The sequence below is a fragment of the Streptomyces sp. DT2A-34 genome (genome assembly GCF_030499515.1).
Lineage (GTDB): Bacteria > Actinomycetota > Actinomycetes > Streptomycetales > Streptomycetaceae > Streptomyces.
This window is the reverse complement of the sequence record NZ_JASTWJ010000001.1, coordinates 8729057-8744946: the sequence shown is the minus strand read 5'-3', so window position 1 is coordinate 8744946 and position 15890 is coordinate 8729057. Positions and strand designations below refer to the sequence as shown.

Annotated in this window: 11 protein-coding genes; 8 read left to right on the top strand and 3 right to left on the bottom strand. The window is 70.7% G+C overall.

All coding sequences use genetic code 11. From position 1 onward, the window contains the following. The first annotated feature begins 9 nt into the window (after window positions 1-9). The 5 genes from QQM39_RS38910 (at window position 10) to QQM39_RS38890 (ending at window position 8208) form a co-directional block, all read left to right on the top strand. Window positions 10-3519: a hypothetical protein gene (locus QQM39_RS38910; RefSeq protein ID WP_302002312.1), complete on the top strand. Its 3510-nt coding sequence runs from the start codon at window positions 10-12 to the stop codon at window positions 3517-3519. After that, window positions 3516-6860, top strand: a complete 3345-nt coding sequence (locus QQM39_RS38905) for a right-handed parallel beta-helix repeat-containing protein (protein ID WP_302002311.1) — start codon at window positions 3516-3518, stop codon at window positions 6858-6860. The genes QQM39_RS38910 and QQM39_RS38905 overlap by 4 nt, the downstream gene beginning before the upstream one ends. 134 nt (window positions 6861-6994) lie before the next feature. Continuing rightward, the gene (locus QQM39_RS38900; protein ID WP_302002310.1) at window positions 6995-7330 is read left to right on the top strand and encodes a WXG100 family type VII secretion target; all 336 of its coding nucleotides are present in this window, start codon (window positions 6995-6997) and stop codon (window positions 7328-7330) included. 54 nt (window positions 7331-7384) lie between these two features. Beyond that, window positions 7385-7675 carry a WXG100 family type VII secretion target gene (locus QQM39_RS38895; RefSeq protein WP_128429829.1) on the top strand — a complete coding sequence of 97 codons (291 nt, stop codon included), beginning with the start codon at window positions 7385-7387 and terminating at the stop codon, window positions 7673-7675. Between the two features lie 191 nt (window positions 7676-7866). Next, complete coding sequence (locus tag QQM39_RS38890; protein WP_302002309.1) at window positions 7867-8208, top strand: hypothetical protein; 342 nt, start codon at window positions 7867-7869, stop codon at window positions 8206-8208. Between the two features lie 310 nt (window positions 8209-8518). On the opposite strand, the gene QQM39_RS38885 is transcribed toward QQM39_RS38890, so the two are convergent. From QQM39_RS38885 to QQM39_RS38875, 3 genes are all read right to left on the bottom strand, one after another. After that, window positions 8519-8905 carry a hypothetical protein gene (locus QQM39_RS38885; RefSeq protein WP_302002308.1) on the bottom strand — a complete coding sequence of 129 codons (387 nt, stop codon included), beginning with the start codon at window positions 8903-8905 and terminating at the stop codon, window positions 8519-8521. 57 nt (window positions 8906-8962) lie between these two features. Then, window positions 8963-10150 (bottom strand): hypothetical protein, encoded by a 1188-nt coding sequence (locus QQM39_RS38880; RefSeq protein ID WP_302002307.1) that lies wholly within the window; start codon window positions 10148-10150, stop codon window positions 8963-8965. Between the two features lie 765 nt (window positions 10151-10915). After that, entirely contained in the window at window positions 10916-11143 is a 228-nt protein-coding gene (locus QQM39_RS38875; RefSeq protein ID WP_302002306.1) for a hypothetical protein, read from the bottom strand. A 2335-nt stretch (window positions 11144-13478) separates the two neighbouring features. Between QQM39_RS38875 and QQM39_RS38870 the strand changes: the two genes are divergently transcribed. The 3 genes from QQM39_RS38870 to QQM39_RS38860 all read left to right on the top strand — a co-directional run bounded on the left by QQM39_RS38870 (window position 13479) and on the right by QQM39_RS38860 (window position 15876). Next, window positions 13479-14672 (top strand): hypothetical protein, encoded by a 1194-nt coding sequence (locus tag QQM39_RS38870; protein ID WP_302002305.1) that lies wholly within the window; start codon window positions 13479-13481, stop codon window positions 14670-14672. 239 nt (window positions 14673-14911) lie between these two features. After that, window positions 14912-15370, top strand: coding sequence for a YbaB/EbfC family nucleoid-associated protein (locus QQM39_RS38865; protein ID WP_302002304.1), 459 nt, complete (start codon window positions 14912-14914; stop codon window positions 15368-15370). 107 nt (window positions 15371-15477) lie between these two features. Beyond that, window positions 15478-15876 (top strand): WXG100 family type VII secretion target, encoded by a 399-nt coding sequence (locus tag QQM39_RS38860; RefSeq protein WP_302002303.1) that lies wholly within the window; start codon window positions 15478-15480, stop codon window positions 15874-15876. Window positions 15877-15890 lie beyond the last annotated feature (14 nt).

The window sequence follows — 15890 nt, the reverse complement described above, 5'->3', positions numbered from 1 at the left end:
GGGCGGGACATGGTGCAACTCGATCGCGGTTCGCGCAGCTCAAGCCGGGCCGCACTGGAGTGCCAGAGCATCGGCGGTGCGCTGCTGGTCCACCCCGCGGGGAAGATCAACCCACAGCTGCACGCCTTCGCCGGCGGACTGGCCCACGACCCGGAACACACGCTCGTCGTCGTCGACCTCCCGGAGGATCCGCCGGCCGAGGACTGGGAGTCGGTGGCCAGTCTGCTCAAACGCCGAGGGCGTTCCTTCCGGCTGATCATCGGCCGACCGAGCCGCGAGACCGCCATGACGGCCGGTCAGCTCCTGGCCGACCGGCTCGAACGGACCGTGCTCACCCCGGACGGCTGGGTGCTCCCCGCCGCCGGGGGTGTGCTGTTCGTGCCGGAGGCCGCCGGTTCCGGCTGGCTGGGCTTCCAGCCGCGTCGCTCGTCCGCCTGGGCCCGGCTCGGGCCGACCAAGCGCGCCCCCCAGGTGTCGCGCCGGTTCCCCGTGCCGAAGTGGGAGCACGCCGTGCCGGAGGCCTCCTTCGCGACCAGCCCCAACGGTACGGCCGAACCCGTTCCCGGCGGCGTCTGGGTCCGGCGGACGGACCAGCCCGTAAGCGAGCAGGACGTCCATCGTCGCCGGCTAACGGCCTCCCTCCTCTGCCAGTCCGACCGGCTCGTCGTGGTGCTCGGCTGCCCCGGTGGCGCGAACCTGTCGGTGGAGGACATCGAGCGGTTCTGGGGACGCGTCGCACCGGCCGCCCGGCCGCTGGTTCGCTTCACCGCCTACGGGCCGGTGGCCGTGCCGAAGGGCACCGCGCTCGGTCAGGTACTGGCCGACCGGTTCGGCCAGCAGGTCACCGTCTACGCCGGGCTGCCGACGGTCGGCGAGCCGGGCACCGACGGTGCGCAGATCCGCGTACTGGCCACCGACGGCACCCCCGGCCCGCCCGCCTTCGTCCGCGAGCTGGTCTACCGGCCCGCGGCCGCCCCCGGCTCCGCGGCGCCACCGCCCGAGCTACGCGGCCGCCGCCGCCCGGCGGACGGCTTGCCGGAGGTCTCCTCGGGCGTGTACGAGTACGCGCCCGACGCCGTGCTGGAGGTCACCCAGAGCGGACTGTGGCTACGGCCGCCTGCGGCTGCGTGCGACGCCCCGGCGGTGCACCGCGTCCCGGCCGACCCGGGCATGACGGTCATCCACTTCGACGCGGGCACACCGGAGTCCGCGGAGCGGATGCGGACACTGGCCGAGGAGCTCCGGCAGAAGCTCGATCCGACACTCACCGAAAGCTGCCGAGTACTGCCCGCCCCGAAGGACGCAATCGAGAAAAACTCCGGCGCGGCGTCGTCCCGGAGGGGTGGGGCGGGTGCGTCTGGAGCTGCGGCTGGGGTGGCGGGTCCGGGGCCCTTGGCCGGCGAGCCTGCGCAGGTGGCCGACGTGCGTGCACCTGTGCCTGGGGGCGGGGTGTCGGACGCGTCGGGGTCTGGGGTTGGTGAACCTGGGCTTTCGATCGAGGTGCCGGGTGCGGCGCGGCCCGCGGCGGGTGAACCCTCAGGTGCGAGCGGAGTTCAGGAGCCCGGGTCGAGGTCTGCGGCGGGCCGGACCGGGCCTGCGGCGGAGGCGCCGGGGGCTGTGGTGGGCGAGCACGGGCTTGCTGCCGAGTCAGTGGCTTCTACGCCGGACCGGATCGGTCCTGCCGGTGGGGTTCCTGGGGCTGATGGTGGGGTGTCCGGGCCTGCTGGTGGCGTACCAGGTCCGGCAACCGGGATACCTGGGACGACAAGTGGCGTGCCCGGGGCCGATGGTGGGGCGTCCGCGCCCGCGAGTGACGTCCCTGGGCCCTCAGCTGAGATGCCTGGGACCGCGAGCGGTGTGCCCGGGGCCGGTAACGGAGTGTCCACGCCCGCAGGTGCCGATGTTCGCGGCCCCGCAACCAGTGGTGTGCCCGGGACCGAAGGCGGAGTGCCCGGAACCCAAGGAGGCGCGCCCGGCGCGGCAGGCGCAGTGTCCAGTGCCGCGCTTGCGCCCGGAGCCCACGGCGGTGCCCCCGGGCCCGAAGGCGGAGTGTCCAGGACCGCAAGTGGCATGCCTGGAGCCGACGGGAGCGTGCCCGGAACTGAAGGCGGCGTGCCCAGTCCCGATCCGGCGCCTGTCGTCGGTGCGTCAGGGGCTGCGGGCTCGGCGCCGGAACTTGCGGTGGGTCGATCCGGTGCTGCGGCCGAGGTGTTGGAGCCCACGCCGGTGCCCGTTGCCGGCGAGCCCGGGTCCGCGCCTGCCACCTCCGCAGGCGGGCCCCCCGATGGTGCGGCTCCCGTCGATCCGGCCGCGTCCGGCGGGCGGCAGGCGCAGGCATCCATGCCCGCCCCCGCTCCCCTGCGTCCGCGGTCACTCAGGCTGGAGTCGGCCCCGCCTGCCGGGGCCGCGTCCGCCGAATCGGCCGAGGCGGCGCCCGCCTGTGCCGGTACCGTGGATCCCGAGCCCGTGACAGACCCGGCGCCGCGAGCGGCGGCACCGCGACCGGCTCCGCAGCCGACGGCCGCGTCCTCCCCGGCGCCTCCTCCGGCGGCCGCCCCCACGTCGGCCCGGACCCCGACCCCGCCTCCGCCTCCGGGCCCGGCAGCGGCCCCCGCTCCCCCGGGAACGCCTGCGCCCGCGCCGGCCCCCACGCCCGCCGCGCGACCCAAGGCTCAGCGGCCGGCCGTACGCATGCAACCCGTGCCCGCGCCCGACGCCTGCGCCGTACCCCCGGCGCGCGGCATCGAGCAGGAACGTACCTGGTTGCGACGGACGTTGAAGGAGCAGTACGACTCCGCCTCGAACCACGTGGCGCGGGTGCTGTCCGAGGCCCCCGGGCTGCGCGGTGGTTCCAAGCAGTCGGCCGACGACGTGGTCACCGACCTGGTCGCGGTTCGGCTGTATCTGTCCGGAGGAACCGACCGGATCGACAGCGCGGTGCGCGGCGCGACCGTCGGCCCCCATGTGCCGCTGGCCCGCTGCGTGGCGTCGGGGCTGCGCCGACTGCCGTCCTATCGCGGAGCCACACTGCTGCGCACCACGCTGAGCGAGGCGGAGTGGCAGTGGTACGGCAAGCGCCGGCTGGTCACCGAGTGGGCGTTCTGCGCCGCGCTGACCGCCGCGCATCCCGAGATGGCCGGCGACGTCGACGTACTGATCTGGTCGATGACGGCGCGCCGTACCGCCCTGCTCGACCCGACCGTCCCCGACCGGGTGCTCTACCTGCCCGGCACCAGTTTCAAGGTGCTCGGGGTGCGCGACGAGGAACGGCGCGTGCTGCTGCTGCGGGAGCTGACGGGCCCGGAGATCGGCGCGGACGGGAGCGTCGACATCCGGCGCCTCCCGCTGGACGACCTCGCGATGACCAGGCTGGAGCAGGCCGACACGGAGTGGCGGGACGCCAAGCCCGCCGTACGGCTCCCGGCGACGGCCCTCGGCGCCCTCCGCAATCCACCGGGGCTGATCGTGACCGGCCGCGGCGCCGGCACCGCACCACCCAGAAAGGGAACGACGCCATGACGAGGCAGGTCCTGCTGGTCTCCCGGGACCGTCCCGGCGCCTACCAGTCCATAGGCGAGGCACTGCGCGCCGCCTCCGACGGCGCGGTGATCACCGTGGCCGGGGGGACGTACGAGGAACCCCTGGTCATCACCCGCATGGTGACCATCTCCGCCGCGAGCGGCGGGAGCGACGTGCGGATCCACGTGGGCTCGGGCAGCGCCGTCGTCGTCGACACCGAGGCGGTGCAGCTCTCCGGTCTGACGATCTCCGGCGGGGACGACGACACGGCCGCCGTGGAGATCCGGCGCGGCGAGGCCGCACTCGACGCCTGCCGCATCACCGGTGCGGGGTGGACGGCGATCCTGGCGTGGCATCAGGGAACGCTGGTGGCACGTGACTGCCGGATCGACGAGGCGCAGGGCGCCGGCATCGTGGTGACCTCGCCCGGTGGCAACACCGTCGAGAAGACCGTCATGCAGGAGACCGGCTCGTCCGCGATCGTGGTCGCCGAAGGCGGGCGGCTGGCGGTCCGGGAGAGCGTCATCGACCGGCCGGGCGGCAACGGCATCTGCGTCAACGGCAACGGGCACGCGAAGGTCAAGGACACGGCGATCACCGCGAGCGGCAAGCCGGCGCTGGTCGTCGAGCAGAACGGCGCGGCGACCGTGTCGGGCGTCACCGTGACCGAGAGCGCGAGCGTGGACGCGTACCTCACCGGCAAGGGCCGGATCACCCTCACCGGCTGCCGGTTCTCCGGTGCCGGCGCGGAGTCGGTGCACATCGCCGGCGGTTCGGCCCCGCTGCTCAAGAAGTGCGCTGTCTCCGCCCCGGGCGGAACCGCCGTCCGGATCACGGCGAAGTCGCGGCCCCGGGTGGAGAACTGCGAGATCACGCGGGCGTCGGTGGGCGTGAGCGTGGAGGGCGGCAGCACGGTCGCCCTCAAGCAACTGTCCGTACGCGAGGCGGCCCAGGCGGCCGTGCTCGTCACCGAGGGCTCCGCCGTCGAGGCGGAACAGCTGACGGTGGCGGAGGGCGCCGGCATCGGGCTGCGGGTCGCGGGCGGCGCCAAGGTCATGGTGCGGGACAGCGACATCGCCACCGACCGGGCGAACGCGGTGGAGCTGGCCGAGAAGGGCACCGGCAGGTTCCAGGAGCTGCGCCTGCGCACCGCCGGCGGCTGTGGGTTCTCGCTGACCGACGGCTCCGAGGCGGAGGTGGTGTCCGCCCGGCTCCAGGGCTGCGAGGTCCTCGTCGGGAAGGACGCGGCGCTCACCGTGCGGGACAGCGAGATCGCCGGCTCCGGGACCGACGCGATCCGGGTGACCGGCGGCGGATCGGTCACCGCGATCGGGTGCCGGGTGCACAGCGCCCGCGGGCACGGCGTCAACATCCAGGCGACCGCGCGGGCCGAGGTCAGCAACTGCGTGATCTTCGACAACGCCGGGGACGGCGTACGCACCAACACCGAGGAGCCGGTCAGCGTCCGTGACTGCGAAGTGCGGGACAACGGCGGCCTGCAGGTGCACCAGCTCCGGGACAACCCGCAGTTCTCGGCCGGCAACCTGACCGGCGGCGACCGGCAGGACAAGTCCGGGCGTGCCGCGTCGAAGGGGCGGCAGCGGCAGGAGGACGGCGGCGCGGAGCGGTCCGAGGCGTCGGAGACCGCGCAGCACACCGGCACCGGACCGCTCGCCGAACTCGACGCGCTGGTCGGGCTGGAGAGCGTCAAGCACGAGGTCACCAGCCTCATCAACCTCAACAAGATGGCCCAGCGCCGGGAGGAGATGGGACTGCCCATGCCTCCGATGAGCCGGCACCTGGTGTTCGCCGGCCCACCGGGCACCGGCAAGACCACCGTGGCCCGGCTCTACGGCGCGGTCCTCGCCGAACTGGGCATCCTCAGCAAGGGCCACATCGTGGAGGTCGCGCGCGCCGACCTCGTCGCGCAGTACATCGGCGCCACGGCCATCAAGACCACGGAGGTCGTCACCAAGGCGATCGGCGGTGTGCTCTTCATCGACGAGGCCTACACGCTGACCAGCCAGGCCAAGGGCAGCGGCCCGGACTTCGGTCAGGAAGCCGTCGACGCCCTCATGAAGATGATGGAGGACCACCGCGACGAGATCGTGGTCATCGTCGCGGGCTACTCCGAGCAGATGGACCAGTTCCTGTCCTCCAACCCCGGTATGGCGTCACGTTTCTCCCGCACCGTCGAGTTCCCCAACTACTCGGTGGACGAGCTGGTGACGATCGTCCGGGGACTGTGCGCCAAGCACTACTACGAGCTCACCGATTCCGCGATGGAGGGCCTCACCACCTACTTCGAGCGGATCCCGAAGGGGCCGACCTTCGGCAACGGCCGGGTGGCCCGCCAGCTGTTCGAGTCGATGATCAACCGTCAGGCATCCCGGCTGGCCACTCATCCCCCCACCGCCGACTCGGAGTTCACGCGTCTGACGGCGGACGACGTGGAGAAGCCGCCCGGGGCTGAGCCCGCCGCATCCGGCCCCGGGGACAACCGGCAGCCGCAGGAACCGCGCAGCAGCCGGCGCATCGCGAACCTGGTCGGGCTGGAGACGGTCCGCACCTCGCTCCTCGAACGGCTCGCCGGACTCACGGAGCTGCGCCGGCAGCGTCAGCCGGTCGCGGGGCTGATGAACCTCGTGTTCGCGGGCAAGGAGGGCAGCGGCCGCGGTGCCGTGGCCGGGCTGTACGCGCGGTGCCTCGCCGAGTACGGGCTGCTGGAGACCGGCGCGGTGCACCGGCAGGCCCTCTCCGCGTTCCCGGCGGGCTGGCGGGAGCAGGCCGAGACGTTCGCAGCCGCCGTCTTCGACGAGGCCGCGGGCGGCCTGCTGCTGCTCGAACTCGACCAGGCCTTCCAGGCCCGCCCGGAGTCGGAGCGCGGCGTCGTCATGAGCGCGCTGCGCGCCGCCGCGGACGCCAACGGTGAGGTGGCGCTGGTGCTGTGCGGCGAGGAGGCGCTGGTGGCCGAGGTCCTGAACGCGCGCCCGGGCTCCGAACTGGCCGCCTGCTTCGCCGAGTACCTGCCGTTCTCCGACTACTCGGGAGCGGAGCTGGCCGAGCTCTCGTGGCGCTATCTGACGGTACGTGGATTCACGGTCGACGCCCCTGTGCGCAATTCGCTCGCCGAGCATTTCACCGAGTCTCCGCCCCCGGCGGGCGCGTACGGGGCGCACCGGTTCGCGGAGCGTCTGGCCGCGGCCGACTCCCCCGCGATCCGGCCGTCCGCCCGGGCGAACGCCGCCGACACCGACTCCGCCGACTCAGGCGCAGGCGCAGGTCAGGTGCCCCCTGAGGAGGGCAGTCCGGCCCTGGCAGAGGCGGGCGCGGGGGCCTGACGGGAGTCGTCGGGGCAACTATCGCTGGTGGACGGGGCAAGGGACGGCGAATGCGGTTCCTTTGGCCCCTGGCATTGGAGAAGGTATGACCAGGCGGTTCCAGAGGGAACCCGCACCAAGAACTGGAGGGCTCGATGGCGGGCAATATGACACAGGTCGATCTTGCTGGACTTCAGAAGGCCATCAACGTCTTCTCGAACGGCGTCGCCAACTTCGACGGCCAGTACAAGGCGATGTCCACGACGGTCGGCAACATTCAGTCCGTGTGGACCGGCCAGGCGTTCATGGCATTCGACCGGGCGCTGCAGAACTGGCTCGGCGACTTCAACAAGGTGATCACGGTGCTCAACGGCATGGAGAACGCCCTGAGCCAGAACACCAGCATCCTGACGCAGACGAACGAGGAGACCATCCAGAAGGCCCAGCAGGCCGCCGCCGGGATCACCACCCCTTCGCTCCCCGGGTTCTAGTAAGTCAGCCTTCGGTCAGCCTTCACAGACAGCTTTCACAGACAGGAGAAGAACATGGCAGATTACAGTCTTCAGTTTGACGGCCTCGAGTCCGCGGTCACGGAAATGAGCCGGATTTCCAAGCAGATCAACGACTTCCTGGAGGAACTGCAGAGCGGCACGATGCAGGCCATCACCGAGTGGGAGAGCGGCGCGCGCGACCTGTTCGACAGCCAGCGGAGCGTCTGGGCCACGGCCGCCAACGACATGACCGTGCAGGCCGCCAACGCCCAGAACTCGCTGACCCAGATCATCGGCCAATACGCCGACGGTGAGAGGTCCGGCGTCAACATCTGGAACCGCTGATGCCGGATACAGATTCTCTGAACTGGGAACCCAGGGAGAAGAAGCCGCCGCCCCCTCCTCCCAAGGAGTGGGATCCGACGACGTTCCACGCGCCGCACACACGGTCCGGACCTGAGCCGCACGACCCCACGCCGCCGCCGGTTCCGGGTGGTTCGGGCAACGGGCGCAGGACCTCGGTCGACACACCGTCCATGGAACTCTTCGCCGGCAACATGGACAAGCTCGCGGAGCCGGTGAAGCAGGCGTACCAGAAGCTCATGGAGCTCCAGCGGGTCAATCCCGGATCCTTCTACGACGCCTATATGCTCCGGCAGGTCTCCTGTGGCGCCAACGGCGACACGGGGCTCCAGAACACATACCTCAAGATTCTCCACGATCTCGGTCAGGGTCTGGCAGACATCAGCACCGGCATGCACCAGCTGAGTGCGAAGTACAAGACCACCGAAGAAGAGGCCAAGATGACGGCCGAGGATCTGAACAAGGCGATGCAGTCCGCTCAGAGCGATTTCAGCAAGCTCGGTACCGGCGGATGAGACCAAAGCTATACAGCTGCCTGTGGCGGCGTCAGGTGTTCCTGGACCTGACGCCGCTTTAGGCGTTTGCCCGTGCAGGCACGAACGAGAGCGTCGACGTCATGGCATCGAAGAAGGACTACAACAGCGGCAACACCACGCAGTCGGACGACACGTCCGGGATCTTCGGCAACAACTCTGTCATGGGGTCACCGAACGACTACGACACCTGGGACTGGAAGCAGATCGAGGCTGTCATCGTCGGCGCTTCGAACCTGGCGTCCGGGCAGGAGCAGGACCGGGCGCACAGCGTGGCCACCCCGCAGAGCCTCTACGACGCCGGTAACACGTTCCAGTTCGTGCAAGAAGTCCTGCAGATGGTGTCGGAGAACCTCGTCGCGCAGGCCAAAGCGCTGGCCGGCAACACGGACTCGCCGTGGCAGGGCACTGCGGCGGATTCCTTCATGACCATGATGGAGACCTTCTCCAAGCAGGTGGCCTCCAGTGCCAATGCGCTCTCCGGGGGGAGTATGGGCGCATCGGTGGCGCAGACTCTCGTCGATGCCGGTAACAATCTCGCGGTGGCCCAGGCGAACATCGTCACGATCGACCAGTGGTATGCGCAACAGGCGCAGATCATCGGCATCAAGCCGATGAAGAACGGGCTCATACCGGTCAGCAAGAGCCCGGAGATCGTCAAGATGATGACGGACGACATGCGCAAGGTGCTGCACACGCTGGCCGGGCAGTACTCCGCCGAGACGCGCACCCTGAATCAGGTCTCCACGACGAACATCACGTCTCCGCTCAGCGGTACCAGCCCGAATCTCACGCCGCCGGATCCGTCCAAACTGCCGCAGCCCAGGACCGCCATCCCTGGCGTCACCACGCCGCCCCGCACCCTTGGGCCCGGGCCCCAGATGAATCCGCCAACGACGCCACGCATCACGCTGCCGAATACGACGCCGCGCACCACGCTGCCGAATACGCCGCCCGTGACAACGCCGGTGAGAAATCCGGTCAATTCGCCGGTGAACTCACCGGTGAGTCCGCCGACTCTGCGGGGAAACCTGCCCGTGAATGCGCCGGTGAACCTGCCGGTGACGACTCCTACCCGGATGACCTTGCCGACCAACACGCCGGTCACGCCGACCAAGTTCACTTCAGCACCGGTGAACGGCCCTGCGAATTCACGGGTGAATTCCCCGACGAACGCGCCCGTGCCGACCCCTACGCGGATGACGTTGCCGAGCAACACGCCGATCAAGCCGACGAAGTTGGCTTCGGCGCCGGTGAACTCACCACTACCGTCGACGACGCCGTCGACCACACGGTCATCCCCACTGTCCCCCACACAGCTGAACCCCGGGAAACTGAACCCCGCGATGCACGCGGCCCTCAACCCGGGTTCCGTGCCCACCAGCACGTTGCCGACGGCGCCCAGCACCAAGAGCCCGAGCACCACTGCGTCGCCGACCGTCGGTACTCCGTCGCGGATGCCGTCGACTTTCCTGAACAGCGGCGGCAACGGGAGCACGCCGCCCGACACGAGCACCATCAACCCCGTTTCTCTCGCCTCCAACCCTTCCGCCGGTGGCGGCGGTACCTCGCCGACGACGGGTCCCGTCAGCCCTGTGCTGCCGTTGCGGACCAACTCGGCGAACCAGCGCAAGAGCGCTGCGGGTGGGAGTGCGGCGCCCGAACTCAGCTCTCCGACGCCGATGCCGTCGGACCTGTTGAACAGCAGGGGCAACGGGGCCACGCCGCCCAACACGTCAACGGTCGGCGCAGGTGGCGTGACCTTGCCGACCGGCGCCGGTGGCGGCCGCACGGGCATCAACCCCGTCTCCCTCTCGTCGAATCCGCCTACGAGCAGGACGACGTTGCCGAACGGGTCTGCGCCGACGGGGTCGTTGCCGAAGGGGTCTGTTCCGAGTGCTCCTGTGTCTCGTGTGCCGTCCAATTTGCTGGGTCAGGGTGGCGCCGGTGGTCTGAAGTTGCCTGGCGCCGGTGCCGGCACCGGCGCCGGCGGGGTCTCGTTGCTGGGCAACCCCGGCTCAGGTTCGGGTTCAGGCTCGGGCTCGGGTGTGCCGTCGTCGAAGGCGCCTGTCGGCGGTGCGGGGACACCGTTCATGCCGATGGCACCCGGAGCCGGCGGAGCACCGAAGGACGAGCAACAGTCCGATGCCTCCGGACTCGTGTCGCGCAATGTCGAACCGTGGTCGGGTCAGGGCGCTGAGCCGCCGGGCGCAAGTGAGATCTCACCGACGTCGGGCACTGCCGCGGGCGGAGCCGGGCTGGTGACACCGCTGCCCAGCGGATCGCTGCCGAACGGATCAGTGCCACAACGGTCCGCACCCAACACAACCCTGCCCAACAGCTCCGTGCCCAACGTCTCGTTGCCGAACAGCTCCGTGCCGAACAGGTCTGCACCGAACGCCCCTGTTTCCCGCATGCCGTCCGACCTGCTCGACCAAGGTGGCGCCGGCGGTCTCAGACTTCCCAACACTGGCACAGGCACCGGCGCCGGCGGGGTCTCGTTGCTGGGCAACCCCGGCTCAGGTTCGGGTTCAGGCTCGGGCTCGGGTCTGCCGTCGTCGAAGACGCCTGTCGGCGGTGCGGGGACACCGTTCATGCCGATGGCACCCGGAGCCGGCGGAGCACCGAAGGACGAGCAACAGTCCGATGCCTCCGGACTCGTGTCGCGCAATGTCGAACCGTGGTCGGGTCAGGGCGCTGAGCCGCCGGGCGCAAGTGAGATCTCACCGACGTCGGGCGCCGCCGCGGGCGGAGCCGGGCTGGTGACACCGCTGCCCAGCGGATCGCTGCCGAACGGATCAGTGCCACAACGGTCCGCACCCAACACAACCCTGCCCAACAGCTCCGTGCCCAACGTCTCGTTGCCGAACAGCTCCGTGCCGAACAGGTCTGCACCGAACGCCCCTGTTTCCCGCATGCCGTCCGACCTGCTCGACCAAGGTGGCGCCGGCGGTCTCAGACTTCCCAACACTGGCACAGGCACCGGCGCCGGCGGGGTCTCGTTGCTGGGCAACCCCGGCTCAGGTTCGGGTTCAGGCTCGGGCTCGGGTCTGCCGTCGTCGAAGACGCCTGTCGGCGGTGCGGGGACACCGTTCATGCCGATGGCACCCGGAGCCGGCGGAGCACCGAAGGACGAGCAACAGTCCGATGCCTCCGGACTCGTGTCGCGCAATGTCGAACCGTGGTCGGGTCAGGGCGCTGAGCCGCCGGGCGCAAGTGAGATCTCACCGACGTCGGGCACTGCCGCGGGCGGAGCCGGGCTGGTGACACCGCTGCCCAGCGGATCGCTGCCGAACGGATCAGTGCCACAACGGTCCGCACCCAACACAACCCTGCCCAACAGCTCCGTGCCCAACGTCTCGTTGCCGAACAGCTCCGTGCCGAACAGGTCTGCACCGAACGCCCCTGTTTCCCGCATGCCGTCCGACCTGCTCGACCAAGGTGGCGCCGGCGGTCTCAGACTTCCCAACACTGGCACAGGCACCGGCGCCGGCGGGGTCTCGTTGCTGGGCAACCCCGGCTCAGGTTCGGGTTCAGGCTCGGGCTCGGGTCTGCCGTCGTCGAAGACGCCTGTCGGCGGTGCGGGGACACCGTTCATGCCGATGGCACCCGGAGCCGGCGGAGCACCGAAGGACGAGCAACAGTCCGATGCCTCCGGACTCGTGTCGCGCAATGTCGAACCGTGGTCGGGTCAGGGCGCTGAGCCGCCGGGCGCAAGTGAGATCTCACCGACGTCGGGCGCCGCCGCGGGCGGAGCCGGGCTGGTGACACCGCTGCCCAGCGGATCGCTGCCGAACGGATCAGTGCCACAACGGTCCGTACCCAACACAACCCTGCCCAACAGCTCCGTGCCCAACGTCTCGTTGCCGAACAGCTCCGTGCCGAACAGGTCTGCACCGAACGCCCCTGTTTCCCGCATGCCGTCCGACCTGCTCGACCAAGGTGGCGCCGGCGGTCTCAGACTTCCCAACACTGGCACAGGCACCGGCGCCGGCGGGGTCTCGTTGCTGGGCAACCCCGGCTCAGGTTCGGGTTCAGGCTCGGGCTCGGGTCTGCCGTCGTCGAAGACGCCTGTCGGCGGTGCGGGGACACCGTTCATGCCGATGGCACCCGGAGCCGGCGGAGCACCGAAGGACGAGCAACAGTCCGATGCCTCCGGACTCGTGTCGCGCAATGTCGAACCGTGGTCGGGTCAGGGCGCTGAGCCGCCGGGCGCAAGTGAGATCTCACCGACGTCGGGCACTGCCGCGGGCGGAGCCGGGCTGGTGACACCGCTGCCCAGCGGATCGCTGCCGAACGGATCAGTGCCACAACGGTCCGCACCGAACGGATCCGTGCCGAACGTGTCGTTGCCGACCGGCTCCGTGCCCGGCGGCTCTGCATCCCGTATGCCGTCTGATCTGCTGAACCAAGGTGGCGCAGGCGGTCTCAGACTGCCCAGCACTGGTGCTGGTGCCGGTGGGGTGTCGTTGGGCGAGGCTCCGACCTTCAGCGCGACCCCGGAGGGAAGCGGGGCCGGTGGCGGGATGCCGTTCATGCCTATGGCGCCCGGAGCCGGCGGAGCGCCGAGGGACGAGCAACAGTCCGATGCGTCCGGGCTCGTGTCGCGCAACGTCGAACCGTGGTCCGGACAGGCCACTGAACCGCCGGCCACAGGTGAAGTCTCGCCGCCGACGGGGGCGGTTGCGGGTGGGCCTGGGCTGGTGACGTCCGGCACAGGTGCTGATGGGGCGATCGGGCAGGTCCCGGGTTCGGTGATGCCGTTGCCCAGTGGGGCGTTGCCGAACGGATCCGTGCCCCAGCGGTCCGTGCCGAGCGGCTCCGTGCCGAACGGATCGCTGCCTACGGGATCCGCGCCGCACGTTTCCCTGCCTACGGGTTCCGCGCCGAGTGGCCCTGTCTCTCGTATGCCGTCCGAGGCGCTCGACCACGGCACCGCCAGCGCAGTCAGGATTCCCGGCGTCGGTGCCGGTGCTGGTGGGGTGTCGTTGGGCGAGGCCCCGGCCCCCAGCTCAGTCCCGGAGGGAAGCCATGCCGGTGCCGGTGCCGGTGCTGGTGCTGGTGCCGCTGGCGGGATGCCGTTCATGCCTATGGCGCCCGGAGCCGGTGGGGCCCCCAAGGACGAGCAGCGGTCCGATGCCTCCGGGCTCGTGTCGCGCGGTGTCGAACCGTGGTCGGATGCTCATGGTGAGGTGCCCGGGGAGGGCGAGGTCGCGGCGGCCGCAGGGGCTTCCGCAGGTGGGCCTGGACTGGTGCATCAGGACAGCGGTGCGGCGGTGCCCCCCGGCGCCGGCGTCGGGGGCGGTGTGACGCTTCCGGGTGTGACGGGTGCCGATGTCCCCGCGCCGCCCGAGGCCCGGGACCACCGCGACGACGACGCAGTGCCCGTTCCCGCTCCGTTTCCGCTGCCCGTCCCGCAGTCGGGGTCGGTCCAGCCGGTCCCGCCGGCGCCCCGGGGAAGCGGTGCGGGCGAGGTGACCCCAGTGCGTCCGGGGGCCTTGCCGACCGCGTCCCGGGTGGGCGTCGGCGGGCTGTCGGTGCCTGCCGAGGGCTCGGCGGCTGCCGCCGAGGAGGCCGCTCTCGGCGAGGCGGCTGCGGCCGAGGGAGCAGCCGCGCGGGAAGGCGGCATGATGCCGCCGTACGGGATGCCCGGTGGCGCCGCTCCGAGGGGCGGTGACGAGCGCTCCGACTCTTCGGGTCTGCTGCTGAACACGGAGAACGGCTGGGCCGATCCCGAGGTCGGGGACCTGCCGGGCGAGACGAAGGGGGCCCCGGCCGGCGGGGCGACTCTCTCCGGCGCGGATTCCTCGGCGGCCGAAGAGCTCGACGAAGGCCGTGTCGCCGTGGTCCCCAGCGCGGAGGCCGCGGAGGACACCAGCGCGTGGGGGGCCGGCGACCCCGCGATGCTGTGGGCGCTCGGGGGGCGCCGTGCGGAGGACGAGGAGGAGGAAGAGCTCCAGCCCAAGTACGTCCTCAGCGACGACGACGGGTGGAGCGACGAGGACGGCGCGGTGTCCGAGGCCGGAGTCGGCGGGGACGGGGCGGAGAGCCCGGACGAGGGCGGCGCTGCCACCGTGGCGGAGGAGCCTGGGTGGAGCGACGAGGACGGCGCGGTCTTCGCCGCCGGGCTCGGCTTCCCGCAGCCCTCCGTTTCCTCGGTCGACGCCTCCGCCGAGCCGGTCACCGGCCCGGGCCTGGCCACCTGGCGGCCCGACCGCTCCCAGGCCGCGGCCGCCGAGGAGCTGCCGCCGCCGGTCACCGGGTACGCCGGGATGCTGCTCAGCACCGCGGACGTGCCTGATGACGAGGATGAGGACGAGGAGGACGAGGACGGCCCGGAGGAGGAAGGTGACGAGGCGAAGAGCGGCCGCGGCATCGCCGACCTGCTGAGGCAGGGCGCCGACTCCTGGGGGGCGGCTCCCCAGCGGGCCGACGAGATCGGCTGACCGCCCAGAGGCGCGAACGGCGCCGCGAACGGTGTGGCGGACGTGCCGGGAATTTCCGCTGCGTCCGCCGTACCGGGTCGTTGGGGCAGAGGTCGGTGTCCTTCGGGTCATGACCTGCCGAATCAGGCTTACGGAGCCCACAGCGGCATGTTTGCTGTCCCGAACGAACTCTGCGTGACCGGGGTGCGGAAGCGCTTCCCGCTGGGCGGGGGCGTCACAGCAGGTGGGAGAGGAGCACCATGTCGAGTCCGTACGACCAGCACATAGAAGAGCTGCTGGGCGCGTATCGCAGGGAGCGGGCGCAGGTCGGCGAACTGCAGCGCAGGATGCGTGAGGTCAAGGCCAGCGCGACGGCTCCCCGGCAGGCTCTGAAGGTCACCGTGAACTCGCAGGGCGAGGTCACCGAGATCGAGTTCCCCACCGGCGCCTACAAGCGCATGGCTCCCGTGGAGCTCTCCCAGATGCTCGTCACGACCATCCAGAAGGCCCGGGCGACGGCCATGACGGACGTCGCCGAGGTCCTGTCCGGTCACCTTCCCGCAGGGATGTCCGCCGCCGACCTGCTCCAGGGCAAGGCCGATCTCGGCGGACTGCTGCCGGAGACGCCGCCCATGGCGGACGAGGTCCAGGAGTACATCGCTGGCGGCCGTCCCGGCCGAGGGTCCGGCCCCCGTATCGCACGGCCTCCGGTCGCCTGACGAAACCCCGAAACTCCGGAATCCCAGAATCCCGGAATCCAGGAATCCAGGAATCCCGGAGCCCCGAGTTTTATCTCCCCCTGAGCTGATGTGAGAAGGAGGTCGCAGTGTCTTCCAACTACTTCGCGGTGGACCCGGAAGCTTTGGCGAAGAACGCTCCCAATGTGCGGGCCTATTCCGACCAGATGAGGCAGCTCGTCACCCGGCTGGAATCGCGCCTGAACGAGCTCGGCGACTGCTGGGGCGACGACTCCATGGGAAAGGCTTTCGCGGAGCAGTACGTCACCCCTCGGAAAGAGATGGTCGACGGGCTCAAGGGGCTCGTCGAGGTGCTGGACAGCACGGCTGACGGACTGGAGACCATGGCGAAGGGCTTCAACGCGACCGAGGACCAGAACACGAAGACCGCCCGCAGCTTCGAGCGCGGTACCACCGACACCCACACGCCTTCCGTCCCGGACACCAACACGTCCGGTGGTTCGCACCGCGGTACCACGCGCGGCTGACGTGTTGTTTCCGG

Coding starts and splice junctions, on each gene's coding strand:
- QQM39_RS38910 (WP_302002312.1), top strand. CDS start 10: ATGGTGCAACTCGATCGCGGTTCGCGCAGCTCAAGCCGGGCCGCACTG.
- QQM39_RS38905 (WP_302002311.1), top strand. CDS start 3,516: ATGACGAGGCAGGTCCTGCTGGTCTCCCGGGACCGTCCCGGCGCCTAC.
- QQM39_RS38900 (WP_302002310.1), top strand. CDS start 6,995: ATGGCGGGCAATATGACACAGGTCGATCTTGCTGGACTTCAGAAGGCC.
- QQM39_RS38895 (WP_128429829.1), top strand. CDS start 7,385: ATGGCAGATTACAGTCTTCAGTTTGACGGCCTCGAGTCCGCGGTCACG.
- QQM39_RS38890 (WP_302002309.1), top strand. CDS start 7,867: ATGGAACTCTTCGCCGGCAACATGGACAAGCTCGCGGAGCCGGTGAAG.
- QQM39_RS38885 (WP_302002308.1), bottom strand. CDS start 8,905: ATGTCGTCCGTCATCATCTTGACGATCTCCGGGCTCTTGCTGACCGGT.
- QQM39_RS38875 (WP_302002306.1), bottom strand. CDS start 11,143: ATGCGGGAAACAGGGGCGTTCGGTGCAGACCTGTTCGGCACGGAGCTG.
- QQM39_RS38865 (WP_302002304.1), top strand. CDS start 14,912: ATGTCGAGTCCGTACGACCAGCACATAGAAGAGCTGCTGGGCGCGTAT.